Source organism: Candidatus Latescibacter sp. IFSED24 (genome assembly GCF_058273205.1).
On the sequence record NZ_CM177850.1, the window covers coordinates 3,324,658 to 3,344,970 of the forward strand.

General features: G+C 57.4%; 27 protein-coding genes. 23 read left to right on the forward strand and 4 right to left on the reverse strand.

The features are described from left to right. Positions 1-30: 30 nt before the first annotated feature. The 20 genes from IFSED24_RS13495 to IFSED24_RS13590 all read left to right on the forward strand — a co-directional run bounded on the left by IFSED24_RS13495 (position 31) and on the right by IFSED24_RS13590 (position 14,907). Positions 31-618 carry a hypothetical protein gene (locus IFSED24_RS13495; RefSeq protein ID WP_491331994.1) on the forward strand — a complete coding sequence of 196 codons (588 nt, stop codon included), beginning with the start codon at positions 31-33 and terminating at the stop codon, positions 616-618. A 202-nt stretch (positions 619-820) separates the two neighbouring features. Continuing rightward, on the forward strand, positions 821-1,303 hold the full coding sequence (locus IFSED24_RS13500) for a YybH family protein (RefSeq protein ID WP_491331989.1): 483 nt from the start codon (positions 821-823) through the stop codon (positions 1,301-1,303). A gap of 178 nt (positions 1,304-1,481) precedes the next feature. Next, positions 1,482-1,943 (forward strand): group I intron-associated PD-(D/E)XK endonuclease, encoded by a 462-nt coding sequence (locus IFSED24_RS13505; protein WP_491331995.1) that lies wholly within the window; start codon positions 1,482-1,484, stop codon positions 1,941-1,943. A 541-nt stretch (positions 1,944-2,484) separates the two neighbouring features. After that, positions 2,485-2,715, forward strand: coding sequence for an AbrB/MazE/SpoVT family DNA-binding domain-containing protein (locus IFSED24_RS13510; RefSeq protein WP_491331996.1), 231 nt, complete (start codon positions 2,485-2,487; stop codon positions 2,713-2,715). Further along, positions 2,715-3,107 carry a type II toxin-antitoxin system death-on-curing family toxin gene (locus tag IFSED24_RS13515; RefSeq protein WP_491331997.1) on the forward strand — a complete coding sequence of 131 codons (393 nt, stop codon included), beginning with the start codon at positions 2,715-2,717 and terminating at the stop codon, positions 3,105-3,107. Before IFSED24_RS13510 ends, IFSED24_RS13515 begins: the two co-directional genes overlap by 1 nt. Positions 3,108-3,263: 156 nt before the next feature. After that, positions 3,264-3,746: a YybH family protein gene (locus IFSED24_RS13520; RefSeq protein WP_491331998.1), complete on the forward strand. Its 483-nt coding sequence runs from the start codon at positions 3,264-3,266 to the stop codon at positions 3,744-3,746. Positions 3,747-4,316: 570 nt separating this feature from the next. Beyond that, entirely contained in the window at positions 4,317-4,970 is a 654-nt protein-coding gene (locus IFSED24_RS13525; protein ID WP_491331999.1) for a hypothetical protein, read from the forward strand. 1,318 nt (positions 4,971-6,288) lie between these two features. Next, positions 6,289-6,993 carry a hypothetical protein gene (locus IFSED24_RS13530; RefSeq protein ID WP_491332000.1) on the forward strand — a complete coding sequence of 235 codons (705 nt, stop codon included), beginning with the start codon at positions 6,289-6,291 and terminating at the stop codon, positions 6,991-6,993. Between the two features lie 106 nt (positions 6,994-7,099). Beyond that, positions 7,100-7,930 carry a hypothetical protein gene (locus IFSED24_RS13535; protein ID WP_491332001.1) on the forward strand — a complete coding sequence of 277 codons (831 nt, stop codon included), beginning with the start codon at positions 7,100-7,102 and terminating at the stop codon, positions 7,928-7,930. Positions 7,931-8,060: 130 nt separating this feature from the next. Beyond that, on the forward strand, positions 8,061-8,408 hold the full coding sequence (locus IFSED24_RS13540) for a hypothetical protein (RefSeq protein ID WP_491332002.1): 348 nt from the start codon (positions 8,061-8,063) through the stop codon (positions 8,406-8,408). Positions 8,409-8,678: 270 nt separating this feature from the next. After that, a complete protein-coding gene (locus IFSED24_RS13545; protein WP_491332003.1) occupies positions 8,679-9,212 on the forward strand; it encodes an ORF6N domain-containing protein in 534 nt (177 codons plus the stop codon). A 140-nt stretch (positions 9,213-9,352) separates the two neighbouring features. Next, complete coding sequence (locus tag IFSED24_RS13550) at positions 9,353-9,640, forward strand: BrnT family toxin (RefSeq protein ID WP_491332004.1); 288 nt, start codon at positions 9,353-9,355, stop codon at positions 9,638-9,640. A 2-nt stretch (positions 9,641-9,642) separates the two neighbouring features. Beyond that, positions 9,643-9,861: a BrnA antitoxin family protein gene (locus IFSED24_RS13555; protein ID WP_491332005.1), complete on the forward strand. Its 219-nt coding sequence runs from the start codon at positions 9,643-9,645 to the stop codon at positions 9,859-9,861. Positions 9,862-10,032: 171 nt separating this feature from the next. Beyond that, positions 10,033-10,350 carry an antibiotic biosynthesis monooxygenase gene (locus IFSED24_RS13560; protein WP_491332006.1) on the forward strand — a complete coding sequence of 106 codons (318 nt, stop codon included), beginning with the start codon at positions 10,033-10,035 and terminating at the stop codon, positions 10,348-10,350. A 234-nt stretch (positions 10,351-10,584) separates the two neighbouring features. Continuing rightward, positions 10,585-11,049 (forward strand): GNAT family N-acetyltransferase, encoded by a 465-nt coding sequence (locus IFSED24_RS13565; protein ID WP_491335060.1) that lies wholly within the window; start codon positions 10,585-10,587, stop codon positions 11,047-11,049. Between the two features lie 166 nt (positions 11,050-11,215). Beyond that, positions 11,216-11,635, forward strand: coding sequence for an SgcJ/EcaC family oxidoreductase (locus tag IFSED24_RS13570; RefSeq protein ID WP_491332007.1), 420 nt, complete (start codon positions 11,216-11,218; stop codon positions 11,633-11,635). 149 nt (positions 11,636-11,784) lie between these two features. Beyond that, positions 11,785-12,600 (forward strand): hypothetical protein, encoded by an 816-nt coding sequence (locus tag IFSED24_RS13575; protein ID WP_491332008.1) that lies wholly within the window; start codon positions 11,785-11,787, stop codon positions 12,598-12,600. Positions 12,601-12,788: 188 nt separating this feature from the next. Beyond that, the gene (locus IFSED24_RS13580; protein ID WP_491332009.1) at positions 12,789-13,250 is read left to right on the forward strand and encodes a hypothetical protein; all 462 of its coding nucleotides are present in this window, start codon (positions 12,789-12,791) and stop codon (positions 13,248-13,250) included. A 130-nt stretch (positions 13,251-13,380) separates the two neighbouring features. Then, positions 13,381-13,878: a hypothetical protein gene (locus IFSED24_RS13585; protein WP_491332010.1), complete on the forward strand. Its 498-nt coding sequence runs from the start codon at positions 13,381-13,383 to the stop codon at positions 13,876-13,878. 147 nt (positions 13,879-14,025) lie between these two features. Beyond that, entirely contained in the window at positions 14,026-14,907 is an 882-nt protein-coding gene (locus IFSED24_RS13590; RefSeq protein ID WP_491332011.1) for an alpha/beta fold hydrolase, read from the forward strand. A 729-nt stretch (positions 14,908-15,636) separates the two neighbouring features. Here the strand turns inward: IFSED24_RS13590 and IFSED24_RS13595 are convergent. Next, positions 15,637-16,083 carry a hypothetical protein gene (locus tag IFSED24_RS13595; RefSeq protein ID WP_491332012.1) on the reverse strand — a complete coding sequence of 149 codons (447 nt, stop codon included), beginning with the start codon at positions 16,081-16,083 and terminating at the stop codon, positions 15,637-15,639. An 18-nt stretch (positions 16,084-16,101) separates the two neighbouring features. Between IFSED24_RS13595 and IFSED24_RS13600 the strand changes: the two genes are divergently transcribed. Next, positions 16,102-16,842, forward strand: a complete 741-nt coding sequence (locus IFSED24_RS13600) for a sulfurtransferase (RefSeq protein ID WP_491332013.1) — start codon at positions 16,102-16,104, stop codon at positions 16,840-16,842. Positions 16,843-17,082: 240 nt separating this feature from the next. Next, on the forward strand, positions 17,083-17,262 hold the full coding sequence (locus tag IFSED24_RS13605) for a hypothetical protein (protein ID WP_491332014.1): 180 nt from the start codon (positions 17,083-17,085) through the stop codon (positions 17,260-17,262). On the opposite strand, the gene IFSED24_RS13610 is transcribed toward IFSED24_RS13605, so the two are convergent. Then, entirely contained in the window at positions 17,256-17,516 is a 261-nt protein-coding gene (locus IFSED24_RS13610; RefSeq protein WP_491332015.1) for a hypothetical protein, read from the reverse strand. The two genes, IFSED24_RS13605 and IFSED24_RS13610, sit on opposite strands and share 7 nt — an antisense overlap. Before the next feature lie 104 nt (positions 17,517-17,620). Between IFSED24_RS13610 and IFSED24_RS13615 the strand changes: the two genes are divergently transcribed. Beyond that, positions 17,621-18,808 carry an NHL repeat-containing protein gene (locus IFSED24_RS13615; protein WP_491332016.1) on the forward strand — a complete coding sequence of 396 codons (1,188 nt, stop codon included), beginning with the start codon at positions 17,621-17,623 and terminating at the stop codon, positions 18,806-18,808. Positions 18,809-18,849: 41 nt separating this feature from the next. On the opposite strand, the gene IFSED24_RS13620 is transcribed toward IFSED24_RS13615, so the two are convergent. After that, positions 18,850-19,770, reverse strand: coding sequence for a hypothetical protein (locus IFSED24_RS13620; protein ID WP_491332017.1), 921 nt, complete (start codon positions 19,768-19,770; stop codon positions 18,850-18,852). A gap of 87 nt (positions 19,771-19,857) precedes the next feature. Next, positions 19,858-20,184: a hypothetical protein gene (locus IFSED24_RS13625; RefSeq protein ID WP_491332018.1), complete on the reverse strand. Its 327-nt coding sequence runs from the start codon at positions 20,182-20,184 to the stop codon at positions 19,858-19,860. Positions 20,185-20,313 lie beyond the last annotated feature (129 nt).

Below are 20,313 nucleotides of genomic sequence, written 5' to 3' on the forward strand. Positions count from 1 at the left end.
TGCTAGGTTCTCTACTCGGAGGTATGGCGGTTGGATATGGAACACAGCAAAAGTGGCGGCGTGTACAACTTCAAAGAAGTGGAACAAACAGATTGGAGCAAGGTAGTCGGTCCTTCGGGTGATCGGTTGGCGCTGAACGAGAAAGGGGAATGTGCGGCTCTAGCGATTTGTGCCATGTGTAACAACTTTGCCAAAGTAGCGGAAGCAGTGAAACTAAGCACCGATACTGGGCGCTTTATGACCTCCTTGGTTGGATTTTTCCTCATAGTGTTGTTTCGTAAAGCTCGCCAAAAACTGAAACTGAATGATTGCGAAGCCTTCATCGAAGCTGCGATTGAGGAATCAGCATCCATTATCGTAGAAAGCATTATGGGCAGGCGAGAGCAAACGTTTATCAAAGGCCTAGGTGATTCATTTCGAGATCGAATTAGGGTGACTCGTGGGCTTCAGTACGAGGAGGATGAAGAAAAGGCACTTTACTTGGTTGGGGCTTCAGATTTGATGTGCTATATGGACTCAAGTGCGCCGGTGCCAAAGGATTTTGCACTCGATACCCTGCAGCTTGGCACTACCAAACTGAACGCTGATGGATTGTTCCCTGGCGGAAATCGCAGCTAGATAGTGTTTCGGGCTGCTACTCTCAAACACTGTGCTCTTGAAAAGCGACGAGGAGAGCCGCATAACAAGCCGTTCAAGCTGACAGTCGGCCTTGTCACGGCCCTGGCAAGAGCCAGGCCCGCGCCAAGACCGCCCGCAGCTTAACGCCAAGGTGTTATACCGCTGTGATTTGAAACTTTAGTGGCAGCGAGGGATGACAGTGATGAATCGACGTTTAGCTGTTGCTCTTCTGATGTTCGCCACCGTGCCACTCAGTGGATGTGGGGATATCGGCCGCGATTCAATTGACACGGAATCGATAGCAGCGGAGATCCGTGCTGCTGATTCCAATCTTTTACGAGCTGAAGCGAACCGTGATCTGGAGGGGGCAATGAGTTTCATAGCTCCCGACGCAGTGTTTCAGCCTCCCGGGCACGGGCCAATTGTAGGGCATGAAGCCATCAGAGAATTCTACGAGAACGAATGGTTTAAGCTGCCGTTTGTTGAGATAGCCGGAATGCCGGAATCTATTGTTGTTGGCCCCTCGGGCGATATGGCGTATTTCGACGGTAGGAGCGAGATGGTAGTCGAAGTATCAGGGGAAAGAACAGTAATCGAAGGCAAATACCTTGGTGTTTGGCAACAGATCTCAAGACAATGGAAGCTGGTGGCTATGAGCTGGTCGGCCAACGAGGCAACGAGATAGTGTCCGGATTCCTATGCGTGTTCTGTGAGCGGCATAACAAGCCGTTCAAGCTGACAGTCGGCCTTGTCACGTCGCTGGCAAGAGCCAGCGCCGCGCCAAGACCGCCAGCAGCTTAACGCCAGGGTGTTAGGCATACAGATAGTCGACCGTTGGTGGCTCAAGTCGAAAAGGAATGCGGATGGCGGGGTCAAAGACGAGGCTTGCTGGACAGGTTCTAGAGTTGGATTTCGCGCTTGAGTGCATCAAGCGGGGCGCTACGGTTAGCCAGCCGTTCGGCGACAATGCGCATTATGATTTGCTAGTTGACGATGGGGCCCGCATTCACAGAGTGCAGGTCAAGAAAGCTTCGCGGAACAGCTCAGGTAAGGGCTTTTTTGTCAACATCACGAGAAAGTTGCCCAAGATGCGTCCCGGTGACCCGGGCGGATCTTCGCGAGCAGTTTCGTATGGCGAGAACGAAATTGACTGCATCGTCACTAAAGCCGCTGGCTGCTGGTTCTTTTTCGGACCGGATATGTTCGATAGAGACAGAACCGTCTACCCGGATTCTGGCGAGAGTGACTACGTCGGGAACGCAGGGAAAGAGCGTTGGGAATTGGTCGGTCTGGGCCGCACTACGACAATTGAGCCAGATCGATAGCCGCGTTTTCTGGAGGAAGTGCTAGTGGCAAGAGATTTTGATTGGGATAAGTGGCTTTCACGTGCGAGCTATTCTGAGGTAGTCGCACTTTCTCCGGCAATGCCCACGGACCGACCGCTTCCACTATACAGTCCAGATCGTAAGTTCCTGTACCTCAGTACAACAGATACGATTGAGAAGATTGATGATCAAGACGGTCTGAAACGACAACTTCTCAGTTATAAAGAACTCTTCGAAGCGGCAAAGGCTGAAGCGGACTATCGCAGGGCATGGCTCATTCAAGTCGAGTGTCGTGAGATTTGTGGTCTTCTCAGCAATCTCGTAGAATCACCAGAACAGTACGGCGATTCTGATAGATTCCTTGAGTAGGATGCCTAACAAGCCGTTCAAGCTGACAGTCGTCTCTGTCACGGCTCATGCAGAGCCATGAGCCGCGCCAGAACCGCCCGCAGCTTAACGCCAGGGTGTTAAGCAGGAAATGGCCGGTAGTTGACGCAGTGATCAGCTTGGGTTATAATTTGGTTATAACCTGGAGGCTGAAATGATCAAGCAGTTACGTAAAGTTGGGAACAGCAATGCGCTGATCCTCGACAAACCAATCCTGGAATTGCTGGGGCTCGACGAAGACGGCCAGGTCCAACTCACCATCCAAGACGGCAATCTGATCGTCACTCCGGCCCGCCCAAATCCAGTCAGCGCTGAGCTAGTTCGCGAGAAACTCGAGTACGTCATCAGGAAGCGGGAAGATGTTCTCAGGCGGTTGGCCCAATAATGAGCCACGCCGCTTTTCTGACCGTCGAAGATGTGTTGACTGTCCATCGACGTGTAGTCGAGGAATTCGGTGGCGATACGGGGCTCCGAGACCGGGGGCTTCTCGAGTCCGCCGTCGCAATGCCTCGATCGACATTCGGCGGCGAAGAATTGCACACGGACCTCGCGGAGCAGGCGGCAGCCTATTTCTTCCACCTGTGCGCGAATCACCCCTTCGTCGACGGCAACAAACGAGTCGCGGTTGCCACGGCGGAATTGTTTCTGCTGGTCAATGATCACGAACTGGTCGCCGATGACGATTCCGTCGAAGAACTCGCTATGGGGGTCGCTGGCGGCGAACTATCGAAGGCTCAGGTGATCGAATTCTTCAAGACGCATGTTGCACAATCGTAGGGGGCAGACTTCTGCTTAACAAGCCGTTCAAGCTGACAGTCGGCTCTGTCACGCATCTGGCATACGCCAGTTGCGCGCCAGCACCGCCCGCAGCTTAACGCCAGGGTGTTATACCGCTGTGATTTGAAACTTTAGTGGCAGCGAGGGATGACAGTGATGAATCGACATTTAGCTGTTGCTCTTCTGATGTTCGCCACCGTGCCACTCAGTGGATGTGGGGATATCGGCCGCGATTCAATTGACACGGAATCGATAGCAGCGGAGATCCGTGCTGCTGATTCCAATCTTTTACGAGCTGAAGCGAACCGTGATCTGGAGGGGGCAATGAGTTTCATAGCTCCCGACGCAGTGTTTCAGCCTCCCGGGCACGGGCCAATTGTAGGGCATGAAGCCATCAGAGAATTCTACGAGAACGAATGGTTTAAGCTGCCGTTTGTTGAGATAGCCGGAATGCCGGAATCTATTGTTGTTGGCCCCTCGGGCGATATGGCGTATTTCGACGGTAGGAGCGAGATGGTAGTCGAAGTATCAGGGGAAAGAACAGTAATCGAAGGCAAATACCTTGGTGTTTGGCAACAGATCTCAAGACAATGGAAGCTGGTGGCTATGAGCTGGTCGGCCAACGAGGCAACGAGATAGTGTCCGGATTCCTATGCGTGTTCTGTGAGCGGCATAACAAGCCGTTCAAGCTGACAGTCGGCCTTGTCACGTCGCTGGCAAGAGCCAGCGCCGCGCCAAGACCGCCAGCAGCTTAACGCCAGGGTGTTAGACAAACCAACGCTATCTAGATTCGAGGGAAAACGGCGGTGTGACGATGACTGTGATCCTTTCTGTCCTCGGCGTTGTTTGCGTTATATGGGGGGTTGTCGCCGCCCTTTTGATAGCCGCATACCTCCAGAAACGAGGGCAAACAATCAACTATATCTGGCTCCGAATGTTCATTCTGAAATACATCGGGCAGTACGTTAAGCTCACACGGGAGGAAACAGGGCATATCGGCTCGCTATTCTACCATTACGTGATTCCCTTGAACGTAGCCCTGGTTGTGCTGATCGTGTTTATAATCCGCGGATGGTAGTGAGGTATAGGTTGCCTAACAAGCCGTTCAAGCTGACAGTCGGCGCTGTCACGGCTCATGCAGAGCCATGTGCCGCGCCAGCACCGCCCGCAGCTTAACGCCAGGGTGTTAGAGACATAGAGGGGGGTCTCTTGAAATCGATACCGTCGTATTTTCAAACTCTACTCGATTGGAAAAAGCTACCGGCCTACCGCATGGAGCCGCGAGTTGATTCCATCATTGGTTTCGCGCTTCCTCAGATTCTGAACCATACCCGCCAGCTAGAGGTGGCGGCCGTCATCCCCGAGTTGCCGCTTCGAATCGGATCAGTTCAGCCGCAACATGAGGGAAAAGAGTATTCGAACAAGTCCTACAAAGTTGATTTTTTCGTCGTAACCAAGTGCGGGAAGAGCATCCTGATTGAGTTCAAAACGGATTCAGGATCTCGGCGGCAGAAGCAGGACGAGTACTTGGAGTCAGCGCAGCGAGAAGGCTTGGGCGCCGTTGTATCGGGCATCCTGAAGCTATACGCTGCAACAAGTGCCAACTTCAAAGGCAAGTACCGTCATCTCCTCGCGAAACTGGCCGATGCCGGCCTCGTCGAAGCAACTGAATCTGGCTACAGGGCAACGGTGTCGAAAGACGAACTAGTTATTCTCTATGTGCAGCCTCATGCGAAGCCCGGGGATGAAGGCCGGGATATCGTCGATTTCGAGGCTACCGCAAACGCGATTGAGGTACATTTCAAGGGAGACGAGTTCATGCTAGCTGCAGCCGGGGCATTCCGGGCTTGGGTGGCGGACTAGTCTCTAACAAGCCGTTCAAGCTGACAGCCGGCTCTGTCACGCATCTGGCAAGAGCCAGCTGCGCGCCAGAACCGCCCGCAGCTTAACGCCAGGGTGTTAGCTAGATTCTCGGATAGGATGGCCATAATCAAAGGGAGCGTTGAAAATGGACGCGACCGAACAACTATTTAGTGAGTACTCCGACCTTAGAGAAGAGTTGAGGTCCGCGGACGCTCTGAACTATCAAATAATTGGGATCATGGTCGCGGGCGTGGCGGCCCTTCTCACCGCCGGATTTAATGCCTCGCATCATCTACACGGATTGTTTATCACGTTCTGCGTATATGTCGTAACATTTCCTAGCTATCAGTTGCTATGCGGGAACCGTAGAAGAATATGGCGCATTAGCACCTATCTCAGAATATTCTTGGAGCCAAAACTGGAGCGCAAATGGGAAACAAGATTGCACGAGCAAGGACTCATTGCGCGACGAAAGCACAGAGACCGATCCAGGTTCTCGTCAAACGTGATGCGGAACGAGTGGCTAATTGTAAACATCCTGAACTGGCTAGCTGCTGCTGTGATCGTCGTTCGTGCACTACGGCTTAATGGACCAAGTAGGTGGCCCGACGGAGGTGTGATCTTGTTGATGCTCGCCATCAGTGCAGGCTTATCTTGCTACTCATGGCGTCAAGAAATCCGGCTAGAAAGAAACGGAAAGGTACAGCGAGATTTTGCCATATCCTGGAGGCGAGTTCGTCGATTGCAGGAAGCGTCGAGCTAACAAGCCGTTCAAGCTGACGGATCGTCCATGTCACGGCTCTGGCATTCGCCAGACCCGCGCCATGAACGCCCGCAGCTTAACGCCAGGGTGTGTTAGACAAACCAACGCTATCTAGATTCGAGGGAAAACGGCGGTGTGACGATGACTGTGATCCTTTCTGTCCTCGGCGTTGTTTGCGTTATATGGGGGGTTGTCGCCGCCCTTTTGATAGCCGCATACCTCCAGAAACGCGGGCAAACAATCAACTATATCTGGCTCCGAATGTTCATTCTGAAATACATCGGGCAGTACGTTAAGCTCACACGGGAGGAAACAGGGCATATCGGCTCGCTATTCTACCATTACGTGATTCCCTTGAACGTAGCCCTGGTTGTGCTGATCGTGTTTATAATCCGCGGATGGTAGTGAGGTATGGGTTGCCTAACAAGCCGTTCAAGCTGACAGTCGGCGCTGTCACGGCTCATGCAGAGCCATGTGCCGCGCCAGCACCGCCCGCAGCTTAACGCCAGGGTGTTAGGCATACAATGCTTTATGTCTTTGGGGAGTGTGTAATAGATGTCTGAGCCAATTGGGACGACTGGTAGCCCTGAAGCAAAGTGTGGCGAACACCCCAACAGCGCTAGCTGGGGTGCGAGGCTGATTCGCGATAGGGGTCGGCTCGTTGTGGTCATAAATGGGTTGGCCGGTTTGTTGATGTTCTTGTCCTGGCTTGGGCAAAATTGGTTCTACAAAGAGGCAGATGCTACCCTGTCTCAAATAGAAAAAGATTTCAGTTACGCTACCGAGCAGCAAACCAAAGCTGTGTCTCTGGTAAATGCCTATCGGGAAGCTATTAATGCTGAAGTGTTGAATGACATAGTAATCGAAGACCTCGTTAATCAGATATCAGATGTGTATCGGATGACACTCATTTCTGCCGTGCGTATTGACAAGGAGAATCCGGTCCTGCTTGGGCATCTGGACATCTACTATGACTATGCACTTGAGATAGTACGACACCACAGAGCAAAGGAACGAGACCCAGATTCAGCGTATGCCGAAATAGGGTATTTGATCATAGTAACTAATGAGTTCTTAGAGTGGGTATATAGTGCAGGCTCAGAGGCAAATGCAGAGATTCAAGCGAGATATGCAGATGTATCGAAGGACGCAAGTAGGTGGGAGATGGTGTTCGTGTGGCTGTTTGTGGGCGCCTCAATTCTATTTGGTGCAACATGGGTTGTGACAAACATGGTTCTTCAAGAGAGGAAGAGTGCCTAACAAGAGCTTGCACCTGTCAAAGCCGTTTGTCACGCCCCTGGCGGAGCCAGGGCCGCGCCAATCGACTTTGCAGATGAACCCAACGTTAGACTAACCGGTGAGGGAAATGGAACGAGAAGAGGAATTACTGCGGCTTCTTAACGCATCTGGGTTTGCGTTTCAACTTGGTGTAGAAAAGCTACTCGAGTCTGCCGAGCGTGACGCATACTGCCTAATACTCGCAACTGAACATCCATGGCGTCATGTCGATAAAGGTCTGTCCGGGTTTATCGATCTCGTTCTAGAGAAGCCCACAGTTCGAATCGTCGTCGAATGTAAGAGGACAAAAGATGCGAAGTGGTTGTTTCTAGTACCGAGTGAATCCGAAGACCTAGCAGTTCGGTTCAAGTGTCATTGGCACCTCAAGATGCCCCTTCCTTCGCCGGGTATCTTCGAATGGGACGATATTTCGGTATTCCCTGCATCGCTGGAATCTAGCTTCTGTAGCGTCAGGGGATCGGGGGACGGCCAAATTACGTTCTTGGATCGTATTGGCAGTGATCTCGTAGCCGCGACTGAGGCGCTTTCTCGTGCCGAGATCTCAATAGAAGTCGGCTCCACTTTGGCATATGTACCGATGGTGGTTACGAACGCCAGATTAACGGTCGGGCGGTTCAATCCGGCGACAATGGACGCTGAAAAGGGATCATTTGACACAGCCCAGTTCGAGGAAGTCGGCTTTCTGCGATATCGAAAGGCACTCGACACTTCGATTAATGCACGGATTGCCGGGATTAGAAACCTCGGAGATGCCAACGTCTACAGCCAACGCTCGATACTCGTCGTCAACGTCCAGTACTTGGATGCGCTTCTTCGCGGAATGGAAGCAAAACCACTTCACTACGATCGGGCATTTCCGTGGGACGAGGCAAGGGAGATGCGTCTCGGAAAGGAATAGTCTAACAAGCCGTTTAAGCTGACGGCTCGCCTCTGTCACGGTCCGTGCAAGAGCACGGCCCGCGCCAGAACCGCACGCAGCTTAACGCCAAGGTGTTAGGCGCCTACAGAGTGTGACCAGGAGGACGACAATGTCGAAACCGTTGCTTGCTTTTTGCCTAGGGCTTCTTGGATTTTTGCTGTCCTTCGTCGGTGCAGTGGCGGGCTTACTGGCTGCGTTCATTTTAATGGGAGCGTACTTCTTAATCTGCCAGTTTCTGCTGTCGCGCGGCAACGTTAACGCATACCGCAACGACTGGCCCATTATGCTGGCGATGGACGCTACGTTTCTTGTTGTGATTGTAATCATGGCATTGGTGGAACAGCGAGAAGTTGTCCTTTCCCAGGGGCTCGGATTCCTGCTCTCTTGCTGTGGGGGCACGTACGCTGGAGCGGTTGCTGCATCTCTCATCGCACGGCGAAAAGAAGTGAAGAGATAGAGTGTCATCTTGTGCGTTGCAGTGCGTGACCAGCGCGTGTGAGCAGTCCCGGAGTAAGCCGTCATGCTTGCCTGGGCGGACTCGCCAAGCTCGACGCTTCCGCACCTGCCGATTGGTCATGAACTGTGGAGTTCATTGAGCATTGCGGGTGGTTTCCACTCACGTACCGCGACCGCCTAACCCGCGGTTGCAGCGGACGGCGCTCACGCGCCGCCACTGAACCGAAACGTTAGGATTACTTGAAATAACCTCCCGGTTTGGCGGAAAGGCGTGGCCGAAAATAATCCGGTTATTCGCATCGGAGCAATCGAACAGCGCATTCTTCTGATCCGCGGGGAAAGAGTCATCGTCGATGCCGACCTAGCGGAGTTCTACGGTGTCACGACCAAGCGACTGAATGAGCAGGTGAGACGGAACGAGGGTAGGTTCCCGGCCGATTTCGTCTTCCAACTGAGATCGGAGGAGAAGGCCAAGGTGGTCGCAAATTGCGACCACCTCCGCAAGTTGAAGTATTCGCCGGTTTTACCGCGTGTGTTTTCCGAGCACGGGGCAATCATGGCCGCAAGTGTGCTAAACTCCGAGCGTGCCGTCGAGATGAGTGTCTTCGTTGTCCGAGCGTTCGTCCGTCTGCGGCGATACGTGATGGAGCATAGGGAGTTGGCTCGGCGGCTAGAAGAACTCGAGCGAATCGCCGGAGCCCACGATCAACAGATTTCGTCGATCGTCGAAGCGATCCGCCGGTTGATGAGTAGAGAAGCAGTACCGCCACAGCGACAGATCGGCTTTACGGTGGAGGAATCCTAACAAGCCGTTCAAGCTGCGGGCGGTCTTGGCGCGTCGCTGGCAAAAGCCAGCGACGCGCCAAGACCGCCCGCAGCTTATCGCCAGGGTGTTAGATCCACTTTGTTCTTGCGCGTAAACTACGTTGTAGGTACAGTGTACGCATGGCAGATCTGAAGATCGAATGGGATCGTCGGAAGGCTACTTCTAACGCGAAGAAGCACGGCGTGACGTTTGAGGAAGCGGCAACCGCTTTCGCCGATGAGAATGCCGTCTTGATCCCCGACCCAGACCACTCCGAATCAGAAGATCGCTTCATCCTCTTGGGGATGAGCTGGTCCCTCCGCGTCCTCGTCGTCTGCCATTGCTATCGCGAGAAGGCGGAGTCAATTCGGATCATCTCAGCTCGCAAGGCGACCAAGTCCGAGCGGGCGCAATACACGGTGAGATAGCTATGCGCGAGAACTACGACTTTTCGAAGGGCAAGAAGAACCCATACGCGAAGCGCCTCAAGAAGCAGGTCACGATTCGTCTCGAGGAAGCGACGATCGACTATTTCAAGGCGCTTGCCGATGAGATCGGCGTGCCGTATCAGACCCTGATCAATCTGTACTTGCGGGACTGCGCGGCGTCGAATCGGCGGCTTTCGCTCGAGTGGAAGCCCGGGAATTAAATGTGGGAATCTAACAGGCCGTTCAAGCTGACAGCCGGCCTTGTCACGCATCTGGCTGGCGCCAGATCCGCGCCAAGACCGCCGCAGCTTATCACCAGGGTGTTAGACAGAATGAGCTTAGATCGATTCCCTTGATAATGGATCAGTAGGACTAAGACTTCGGAGGCAGGCATGGCGATCAAACGCATCTGGCATGGTTGGACGACTCCACAGAATGCAGAAGCCTATTGGACTGTCCTGCGTGATATCGTCATCCCCGGCATTGAGGCTAAGTCTATCCAAGGGTATCGCGGATTCGAAGTTCTTCGGCGTGAGCATAGTTCGGAGGTTGAGTTCGTCACGATGATCACTTTCGACTCGATCGAGAATGTCATCGAATTCCAGGGCGAGGACTACGCTCGCGCATACGTGCCTGATGAAGCTCGAGAGGTACTCAGTCGCTGGGATCCCGATTGTGCTCACTATGATGTTCTAGACGAGGGAATGTAGAAGTCCCAGGCGAGTTCAGTCTAACAAGCCGTTCAAGCTGACGGCTTTCGTCACTGTCACGGCGCTGGCTGACGCCACCGCCGCGCCAGAGCCGCCCGCAGCTTAACGCCAGGGTGTTAGACAGACAAGCTCTGGATCGAAGATTCGGAGGCCTCGATGGTGGGCCAGACTTGTACATTTGAGACCTCACGCCTCTTCGTTAAAGAGTGGCACTCGCTATCACCGACGGAATGGATGGAACAGGATCTGGCATCTGTGGTGTCAGCGATGCTCACGGCTCCAGTTACCAGGTCATTGCCGCCAGGGTGGCAGGGTTCCTATACCGAAGAACGCGCGAGACGTTGGATCGAAGAACGTGATCGAGAAGGGGCTACTCTGCTTGTTGTCGCGCAGCCTGAGCGAACGCCAATAGGTCTTGTGATTCTGTTTGAATCTAACAACGAAAGCGCTCGCGGCGTCGAGTTCCGACTGGGTTATCTCCTCGCGGAAAGTGCGTGGGGCCGAGGCCTGGCCACGGAGCTGATACGCGGTTTTGTGGAGTGGTGCAAGCATAACGATATTTCTTCGGTAGTCGGTGGCGTTGAGCGTGAGAATCCGGCGTCACAGCGTGTACTAGAAAAGGTTGGCTTCATCTGCGATTCCGGTGAAGGAGAAGTTGGATCAGGCGAACTACTGTATCGGTTGAACCTGGCGTCGTGAATGGGCTCTCGATGCTTCGTGCGGTCTAACAAGCCGTTAAGCTGACGGTCGTCCTTGTCACGGTCCTGGCATGCGCCAGGCCCGCGCCAAGAAAGCCCGCCGCTTAACGGCACGGTGTTAGGCATCAAATTCCTGGCCGGAATCGACTCGAACTGGAAAGGCAGCCATGTCATCAGAAGTCGCCGAAGTCACTCGCGTGGTCAACGCCTTTGCCGAGAGTTGGAATCAGCACGACATGAACGCGTTCGCTGATCTCTTTGCTGAGGACGCTGAGTTCGTGAACGTCGTCGGTCTGTGGTGGAAAGGTCGACCCGAGATCAAGGGTGCGCATGAGTTCTCCCATCAGACGATGTTCAAGAGCAGCCAGTTGACCATTCTGGAAGTTGCCTCGCGTTTCCCCGCGCCCGGCATCGCGATCGCGCGTTGTCGTTGGAAGCTTGAAGGTCACGTCTCCCCTGAAGGAGCTGCACTACCGGAGAGAAACGGCATTCTGGTACACACGATGCAGCAGATCGACGGAACCTGGCGTATCATCGATTCACAGAACACAGACATCGTAGAAGGTGTCGCGTCGCGTCCGCAATAGAGAAGGTCCAGCAGGGTTGGGAAGGTGGCCTGACGCCTTACAAACGCTTGCACCTGACAAAGCCGATTGCCAGCCCCTGGCTGGCGCCAGGGTCGCGCCAACCGACTTTGCAGTTGAAGCAAACGTTAGAAAGGCTTGGAGGGGGAGTCGTGTTTCAAGAGTCTTGGGGCCGATTTCCGGATTGGTTGAAAGGCGCAGTCGCCCTTTTCTTCCTGGGTGTCCTATTGGTGGGTTCACCCAAGGATGCTTTCGCGGAACTGGTCAAGGTCTGGCCACGGAACATGGTTGATTTGGAGAGTTACTACCAGATTGAAGATCTTGCCCACGCTGCAAGCAAGCTCCGCCAGGATGCATTAACACTTGGCCACGATATTCACCAATATAGCGAGCCTGGCAACTCGGCGGTGGGCCTGTACCCCTTGCACTTGCCCGCCGCAACGATCCTCCCCGATGCCAACGATCGCTCGTATATTGATTTCTTAATTGACAAAAACCAGGACGCAAAAGATACAAGAAAGCTGGCCGCAATTCTTGCAGTTATGCGAGAATTGACAATTGACGAAGTCGCAAGTCTATTTGAATCAGGGATCCAGATTTTGCAGAATTTGTTTGCCGGTCCATCCCCACAGGTATTTGGCGGTCTCCTTGTATTGGGCCGACCAGAGGGCCTGTTAGAATTACAGAGACAAGAATACTATTTATGGCTAGGGGAATATAGTCCAGACTTAAAAATGCAATCGGATTTGGGCCCCTCCTCGTTAAACTGGTATACCATATTTCTGTTCAATAGGCGGATTGAGCCGTCCTTTTTACAGAACCTTGAATCACTCGATGTAGAGGTTCGGGGCATGTCGGAGAGGTTTCGAACAATAGGGGTGGAGTGCAGTTGGGAAACAGCCCAGCGAGTGCTCGAATTGAACTGGGTTCGTTGTATGCTGCCGAATGAGCACCCCATAGATTGGTAGTGGAGATGTCGGGTACCAAGACCAGAAGTGATTGATTGGCTTTCTAACAATCGCTTGCACCTCACAATCGCGTCCGTCACGTTTCGTGCTGGCGCACAATACGCGCCGGCCACAATTGCAGGTGAACCAAAACGTTATATGGAGGGTGGAAACGGGGCGGCATCTTCACTGGCTAACAGGGGGGCACGTTGAGATCACCGATCGTCTTTATTCTTATTCTTTTGATCGTTGGAGCGATAGTGCCCAGCGTTGCTGCATTCGACCGATCGGATGAGGTCGGCGATGCGGCCAGTCAAGCACCGAACGAAATCTCCGTCTGGTACCAAACGCCGTTCGGCAAGTTCAATGTGGTGCCTATACCCCCAATACGCGAATCAACTCAGCGCGATCAAGCCGACTCAGAGCAAAGCGTTTGGCTCTATGACAGGCCCCACCCGTTCTCGAGTTTTAGAAATGCGATAGTTGTCGAACGCGATGCAGACTTCACCGTCTCTCTTCTCGACTCGGCTGGATTCGTGATTAGCTCCCTAACTTATGTAGGAGTAGAACCCGGCTGGTACGGCCTCATGTTTGGCACCACGGAGGAAGTCGAGTCGATTAGAATCGAATCCGGCAAGTTGGTCATCGGCGAGTGGAGTGAGAATCACTGAGCGTGGGGGGATCCCCACATAGCAGGCCGCTCAAGCTGACGGTCGCCCTTGTCACGGTCCTGGCAAGAGCCAGTGCCGCGCCAGAACCGCCCGCAGCCTATCGCCAGGGTGTTAGATGGATTGAGATGCGATGAGCCACAATCTCCAAGCACTGGTATACCGATTGGGAATGGCGAAGCGGGTTCTGGGTGATACGGATTACCCGAGAATCCGATTGAGCCAGGGTTTTGAGATGTTGCCCCAGAGAGAAGAGATGGAAAAGGATCTCACCGCTCGATTCAGAAAGTCTCCAACTCATTCGTCCGGGAGGAAGCCGGAACTCGACTACCTCTGGCGCGACTTCGCGGCCTTGGCCTGCGCGATATCACAGCACACCCGAGTGGCTTACATCGAGACGGATTACTTCGGCGGTCACGGAGAGCAGTCATCGATCGTGTGGGATCGTGGTGCGGTAGTTCTGGGCCCCTTGACGGCTTCCACGGCGGATTCGAGTTGGGGGCCATCGCAGGAATCCCGTCCGCAGTGGCCGATCAACGAGGCGTTGCGCCTCCTAGGAGTGAAGAGAAAGGGCAAGGCGGACGAATTCGCCGGCTTGGGTCTTGAAGAGCATCGGGATACGGAAGGGTGAGGTTCCTTGGGGTACCATCTAACAAGCCGTTCAAGCTAACAGTCGTCTCTGTCACGGTTCGTGCAAAGCCACGAACCGCACCAGAACCGCCCGCAGCCTAACGCCAGGGTGCTAGCTACATGGGAGAATTTTCTTGGAGGAGCAGACGTGACCCACAAATGTGCGATCACTCGAATGGCCCCCTTTCTTGGCTTCTTCCTCGGCTGCGTTCTCTTTGCCGCCGCCGCCGGTGCGGGAACTCTCGGCGTCGTCCCCTCGGCCGACGGCACACCTATCGCCTACGAGGTTCACGGTGACGGCGAGCCGACCCTGATTCTGGTCCACGGCTGGAGCTGTGACGCTCGCTACTGGCGCGAGCAGCTGGCGTACTTCGCCGCCCAGCACCGGGTCGTAATCGTCGACCTGGCCGGTCACGGCCACTCGGGCGTTGGGCGCGAGGATTACACCATGCGTTCCTTCGGCGAGGACGTGCGGGCGGTGGCGGACGCCGTCGGCGGCAACGAGGTGATCCTGGTCGGCCACTCCATGGGAGGGCTGGTCATCGCCGAGGCCGCGCGCCTGCTGCCAGGCCGGGTTCTTGGCCTAATCGGCGTCGACTCGCTCCACAACCTCGATTTTCCGGTCACCGAGGAGCATGCTGCCGAGATGATCGCCCCGCTGGAGGCCGACTTTCCCGTCGCCTGCCGGCAGTTCGCTGCGGCGATGATCCTGCCGGACATGGACGCTGACCTGGCCGAGTGGATCCAGGCCGACATGGCTTCTGCGCCCGAGGAGGTCGCCTTGAGCGCGATGCGCAGGTACATGGAGCAGTGGATCACGGGGAAGGGCCCGGCACTCTTCGAGGAACTGCCCCTGCCGGTCGTGGCGGTGTGCGCCGACCTGTGGCCCGTCAACGCCGAGGCGAACCGGCAGCACATGCGCTCGTTCGAGGCGATCGTGCTGGAGGGGACCGACCACTTCCTGATGCTTGACGCCGCCGAGGAATTCAATCCGGCGCTCAGGGAGGCCATCGCGAAGATCAAGCCCTAGGCGATGATTACTTGGTGTGTCCTGGGGCGCGAGAGTCGTCCCGGCGCATTTACCTAAAGCGGTACCCTGACGGCCGATCACATTCGCATCCTAGTTCTGGATGTGGAGCCCCAATTGGTGGCAGGTCAATATGAAAATCTGCCTTCTAGTATTTTTGGCGTACATGGCAAGTTGCGATGGATCGCACAACATCATTACGAACCCGCCGGAACCGCGCTTGGCATGGCTACAACTCGAAACCACGGTAGAACCGGAGGTTTTGAAGTTCGGGGACGAGTTGGAGATTAACCTCGTTGTTGCCAACACAAGTGACGAGTGTCCAAGCACTTCAATTCGGCAACGGTTGCATATATGGATTTGCTCTGAGAGAAGAGAACGGCTCCATCGTCGCCCCGCCCCCGCCGATTTATACAATTGTAGCGAGAACCAATAATATCATGAAAACAGTCTGTGCGGTTTTCAAGGCGTTCAAGTCGGCTTCCCTTTCACATCGTGACCCCGAATTATGAATCCAGCGCTTCAATGCGTTTGGTCATGGGCCTTGTTGCAGACACAGTGCCCGGTCACTCTTCACTCGTTCCCGCTCAGCTTGGTCCACATGGCACGCCGGCACTCGCGCGTTCGACTGGGACAACGTGCGCAAGAACCGGGACAGCGGGGAGTTCGAGGAGCTGGCCTGACAACGCGGGGGCCGGCCGACGCGGCGTCGACCGGCCGGGGTCCCGCCGATCAGCGGTACTGATCCTTGACCGCCGACCAGTTGCGACCGACAGTGGCCACCGTCCCTCCATCGACCAGCACCGTGTAAGGGTAGGCGCCGTTGGGATACACGTTGTAGTGCGTGTGCACCCAGAAGTAGCCCGTCGTCCCCGGCTCCCCGTTGATGGTGAGCGTCGTGTACTCACAGGGCCGACACGTCACCTCCTCGAGGATCGCCGCCTGGTTGCAGTCGCCGTCGGGTAGCGCGTAGTGCACGAGCCAGGTCGAGCGCTGGGCCCAGAGGGTCGCGTAGACCACGTCGGGGGCGGTCGACGGATCCGTGCAGGCGGCGTCGTAGTCGTCGTTGAAGCCGCAGGTGGAGCCGCTGTCGTAGAACGGCAACGTGGTGATCATCACGGCGTCGGTGACGGTGTCGCCGCCCGGGGGCGCGATCGGCGAGGCGGGCTTCTCGCGCAACCGGTCGAGGCCGGCGGCATGCGGGCCATCAACGGCAGGGTGTCATACGACGCCGGCCACATTCCGGGCGCCGGGTTCGCCGATCTCATGGTCGACCTCTCGGACACGGACAACCCGATCGGTTATGCCGTGCCGACGCCGGAGAAGTTCTGCGCGGCCATGGATCGCCTGGGTGTCGGTGATGATTCGCGTGTCGTGCTGTATGACAGCAGCAATACCGTCTGGGCGGCGCGCGTGTGGTGGATGTTGCGCTGGGTGGGGTTCGACGATGCAGCGCTGCTCGACGGCGGCCTGGCCGCATGGACGGCAGGTGACCAGCCCCTCTCCTCCGATCCCGCCAGCCGACCTGCGAAGAAGCTCACGGCCGCCGTCCGTCCGGAGCTGATCGCCGACCGCGACGAGGTGCGCGCCGCCATCGACGACGATGACGTCCACCTCATCGACTCCTTGCCGGAGCCGGTCTATCAGGACCAGATGAGCATGTATGCCCGGCCCGGCCACATCACGAGCGCGCTGAACATCACGGTGCTGGATTTGCTCGACCAGTCGGGTCGATTCAGGTCTCTGGAAGAGCTCGCCGCGATTCACCCAGAAGATCGTTCCGATCGCTACATCACGTACTGCGGCGCCGGAATCGCGGCCTCCGGCAGTGCGTTCGTCATGGTCCGGCTCGGCTTCAAGGACGTCGCCGTCTACACGGCCTCTCTGCAGGAATGGGCCGCCGACCCGGCCAACCCCATGGTGGATCCGACGCCCTGAGAGTCCTGCTCGATACGGCCGGCGCCTGGCTGCTGATCATCGTGTTGGTGGACATCCCGCCGCGAGCTCGAGCAGTCCTGGCACCTGCAGCCCATGAAGGTGGGCAAGGGCCGCTCTCGTGAAGAAGGTGGGTTAGGACTGGCGCGTTGGTCCGCCTGATCGGCGACAGGCAAATGAATATTTCAGATCGTCCAAGGGCATGGGGAGTGTCTGGTGAGCGAATAACTTGGAGATCACGCTATGCGCAACCGCGGTTTGAAAAATCTGGCCATGGTAAATCTCGGGATCTGGGTGATATCGCTGATTGCTCTTTTATTCGCAATGCAGCATTCGCCGGCGGTGAAAGGCATGTTCCCGATCCTGGGCGGCGGCGCCGCCATCGGGATCTCGTTGGTCTCGGTCGCTGCGAAGTCTCAGTGATTGGATCGGCGCCTGACTAGCCGTTCAAGTTGACGGCCGGCATTGCAACGGCCGATCTTCACCTCGAGTACCGACTTGGGCAGAATCGCGCCCGCGATGACAAGGGCGAGCCCCTCTCCGAAGCTTTCTACAGCGTGCTGACCGACCTTCCCGACGATGACGTCATCGACAACGAAATCGGCACCAGCCAATCGGCCATGGTGCCGCGGCGATTTATTGCCCTCAAAACGCACCCGGCCGGCGCGCCGCGTCACGCAACCTCTTCGCCCCCTCGCGCGTTATCAGGACACTTCGCCGCTTCGCTCGTTCCCGACCGCCACCTCTGCACCGGGCGCGCGCCCCAGAGGGAGTACCCGCCATGAACCGTCATACTGTCCTGACCCTGGCCCTGCTGTGCCTTTCCGCCATCGTCCTGGCCGACGACGCCGAGGTTCCTCGCACCATCGACCAGGACGGCCCCGCCGAGGGCGACCGGCCGCTGGCCGTCCGCGAACTCTGGCGCATCGGCGGCGAGACCGATGACGTGATCTTCGGCCGCATCACCGACCTCGCGATGCACCCCGACGGCACCCTCTTCCTGCTCGACAATCAGCTGTGTCACGTGGTGGTCGTCTCCGCCGACGGTGAATATCTACGGGACCTGAGCCGCGAGGGCGATGGTCCCGGCGAGCTGCGCCAGCCCACGGCGCTGGTCTTCCTGGCCGACGACGTCCTGGGCGTGGGGATGGGCTTCCCGGGCAGGATCGTCGCCATGGGGATCGACGGGACGCCCATGGGCACCCACCATCCGGTCGGGACGCCCGCCGATGGGAATCTCGCGGTCATGATCACCCTCCGCTATCGGGACGGCGTGCTCGCGGCCAGCGGCGGCAGCATCGTGATCGCACCCGACGGGACCGCCCACACCGATCGCTTCCTCTCGGTCGGCGTATCCTCGCTGGACGATTTCCACCGCATCCTCGAGGCCACGACCCCGTTCGATCCCAGCGGCCGCCTCTTCGTCGAGACGGACAACTACTACATCGACCAGAGCTGGGCGCTCGGACCGGAAGGCCGCATCTACGCGCCCATGCGGCGGGATATTTACGAGATCTCGGAGTTCGACACCGAGGGCCGGCTGGTGCGCGTGTTCGGGCGGCGCTACGAGCCGCGCCGGCGGACCGATGCCGACAAGGCCCGGGTCTCGCCCCTCATCAATCCGGGCACGCCCGCGGTCACGGACTGGACCATCGCGGATCGCGACCCGTGCGTCTCGCGGATCATGATCGATCCGGACGACGGTGCGATCTGGGTCCTGACGCCCCACGGCCACGAGGATCAGCCCGACGGTATCCTGGAGACCTGGGATGTCTTCGCGCCCGACGGCGAATACCTCCGGCGGGTGCCGATCCCCCTGGGCCACGAGATGCACGAGGGCACGGGCTACCTGGTGGGACAGGGCCGGCTGGTGGTGGTCCGGGGCGCCGGGACCTCGTTCAACCCCCGGGAGCAGGAGGGCGAGGTCGACGCCGAGCCGCTCGAGGTCATCTGCTACGAGATCCTGTAAGTGCCTGGCTCAGGGGCCGGCGGGCCGGCGACCCGGCGGCGCTACCGCACCAGCGACACCTTCCGGCCGACCGCTTCGCCGTCGGCCTCGAGGATCGCCAGAAAGACCCCGGAGGGCAGCGCCCGCCCCAGGCTGTCCGTCCCGTGCCAGGTGATCCGGTGCCGTCCCGCCCCGTACCGGCGGTCGGCCAGGCAGGCGATCTGCCGGCCGGCCAGGTCGTAGACTGCCAGCTTCACCGGGCCGGGGGCATCCAGGCTGAACGAGAACGTCGTCACGGGGTTGAACGGGTTGGGGTGGTTCGCCAGCCACAGGAGACGCGCACTCGCCGGACCGTCATCCACGCCCACCGTGACGGCGCACCCCAGTCCGTGCGCGCCGATCAGCACGCCGTCCGGGTTGTTCTCCGGCAGGCAGGGCGAGTCTTCCCGGAGCGTGAAGTCGAGGGGATCCTCCTGGATGCCGCAGAACAGGGGATCCTGGCTGATGTTGTTCATGGCGCCGGCCTGGTCGGCGATAGCGCCCACCCAGTCGCCGCCGGCGTTGTCCCAGATGTCCATGTTGCTCAGCGCGACCGTGCCGATGCCATCCCAGTAGAGGCCTTCCCCCTCGTTGTTGCCGGCCACGATGCACGTCCCGATGGAGAGGTCGAAAAGTTCGAAGTTCAGCAGGGAGATCGCCGCACCGCGATCGGCCCCGTTGCCCCAGAACGTGCAGTTGGCGACGTGGCTGTCCCAGAGACGAAGGAAGAGAACGGCGCCGCCGTCGGTGCTGCTGTTGCCCGCGAAGGTGCAGAACTCGAGGGAGAGCTCGGACTCGCCCGCGAAGAGGGCGCCGGCGGTGTCGGCGGTGTTGTCGAGGAATAGGCAATGGTGGATGTCGAGTCCGGCCTCCGCACAGAGCACCGCGCCGCCGTGGTTCACGGCCTGGTTGCCCTCGAAGATGCAGTTCGTCAGGAAGGCCATCGTCTGTACCACTTCGACGGCAGAGCCCGAGAAGAAGTGGGCGCCTCGGATCGTGAGCCCCTGAAGACCCAGGGGACATTCATCCTTTCAGCCGTCGCCGTAGAGCTGGAAACCGAAGTGCATATCGTCCGGCGTGGCCTGGCAGTCGATGATGCAGGCCGTGGGGTCGTCGCTCTGGGAACGGATGATCACCAGCTTGCCCCAGACCTCGACGTCGCGGTTACCGTCGCCGGTGTAGACGCCGTCCATCAGCTCCACGACGTCGCCCTGGTAGGCGGCGGAATCGACAGCGGCGGCGATGGTGGGCGCCTCGCCGGTGCCGTCAGGATCGACGATCCAGGTGCGGGCGCCGGACGAAGCCGCGAGGAGCAGGAGGCTGGAGAGAAGGACGGGAGCCGAGAGTTTCCGGTTCACGGGATTCCTCCCTGGCTGGCCCGGACTCGTCGGTGGGTGCGGACTCGAGGCAGAGCGAGAGCTTCCCGGGCGAAGGGAAAGGCTCGGATCGGATGATCCATCGACCTCATTATACCGGAAGCCGAGGCT

Bases quoted from the DNA above. Each gene is read 5' to 3' on its own strand.
- IFSED24_RS13500 (WP_491331989.1), top strand. From the start codon at position 821: ATGAATCGACGTTTAGCTGTTGCTCTTCTGATGTTCGCCACCGTGCCA.
- IFSED24_RS13505 (WP_491331995.1), top strand. From the start codon at position 1,482: ATGGCGGGGTCAAAGACGAGGCTTGCTGGACAGGTTCTAGAGTTGGAT.
- IFSED24_RS13510 (WP_491331996.1), top strand. From the start codon at position 2,485: ATGATCAAGCAGTTACGTAAAGTTGGGAACAGCAATGCGCTGATCCTC.
- IFSED24_RS13515 (WP_491331997.1), top strand. From the start codon at position 2,715: ATGAGCCACGCCGCTTTTCTGACCGTCGAAGATGTGTTGACTGTCCAT.
- IFSED24_RS13520 (WP_491331998.1), top strand. From the start codon at position 3,264: ATGAATCGACATTTAGCTGTTGCTCTTCTGATGTTCGCCACCGTGCCA.
- IFSED24_RS13530 (WP_491332000.1), top strand. From the start codon at position 6,289: ATGTCTGAGCCAATTGGGACGACTGGTAGCCCTGAAGCAAAGTGTGGC.
- IFSED24_RS13535 (WP_491332001.1), top strand. From the start codon at position 7,100: ATGGAACGAGAAGAGGAATTACTGCGGCTTCTTAACGCATCTGGGTTT.
- IFSED24_RS13540 (WP_491332002.1), top strand. From the start codon at position 8,061: ATGTCGAAACCGTTGCTTGCTTTTTGCCTAGGGCTTCTTGGATTTTTG.
- IFSED24_RS13550 (WP_491332004.1), top strand. From the start codon at position 9,353: ATGGCAGATCTGAAGATCGAATGGGATCGTCGGAAGGCTACTTCTAAC.
- IFSED24_RS13555 (WP_491332005.1), top strand. From the start codon at position 9,643: ATGCGCGAGAACTACGACTTTTCGAAGGGCAAGAAGAACCCATACGCG.
- IFSED24_RS13560 (WP_491332006.1), top strand. From the start codon at position 10,033: ATGGCGATCAAACGCATCTGGCATGGTTGGACGACTCCACAGAATGCA.
- IFSED24_RS13565 (WP_491335060.1), top strand. From the start codon at position 10,585: ATGGAACAGGATCTGGCATCTGTGGTGTCAGCGATGCTCACGGCTCCA.
- IFSED24_RS13570 (WP_491332007.1), top strand. From the start codon at position 11,216: ATGTCATCAGAAGTCGCCGAAGTCACTCGCGTGGTCAACGCCTTTGCC.
- IFSED24_RS13585 (WP_491332010.1), top strand. From the start codon at position 13,381: ATGAGCCACAATCTCCAAGCACTGGTATACCGATTGGGAATGGCGAAG.
- IFSED24_RS13600 (WP_491332013.1), top strand. From the start codon at position 16,102: ATGCGGGCCATCAACGGCAGGGTGTCATACGACGCCGGCCACATTCCG.
- IFSED24_RS13605 (WP_491332014.1), top strand. From the start codon at position 17,083: ATGCGCAACCGCGGTTTGAAAAATCTGGCCATGGTAAATCTCGGGATC.
- IFSED24_RS13615 (WP_491332016.1), top strand. From the start codon at position 17,621: ATGAACCGTCATACTGTCCTGACCCTGGCCCTGCTGTGCCTTTCCGCC.
- IFSED24_RS13620 (WP_491332017.1), bottom strand. From the start codon at position 19,770: ATGGCCTTCCTGACGAACTGCATCTTCGAGGGCAACCAGGCCGTGAAC.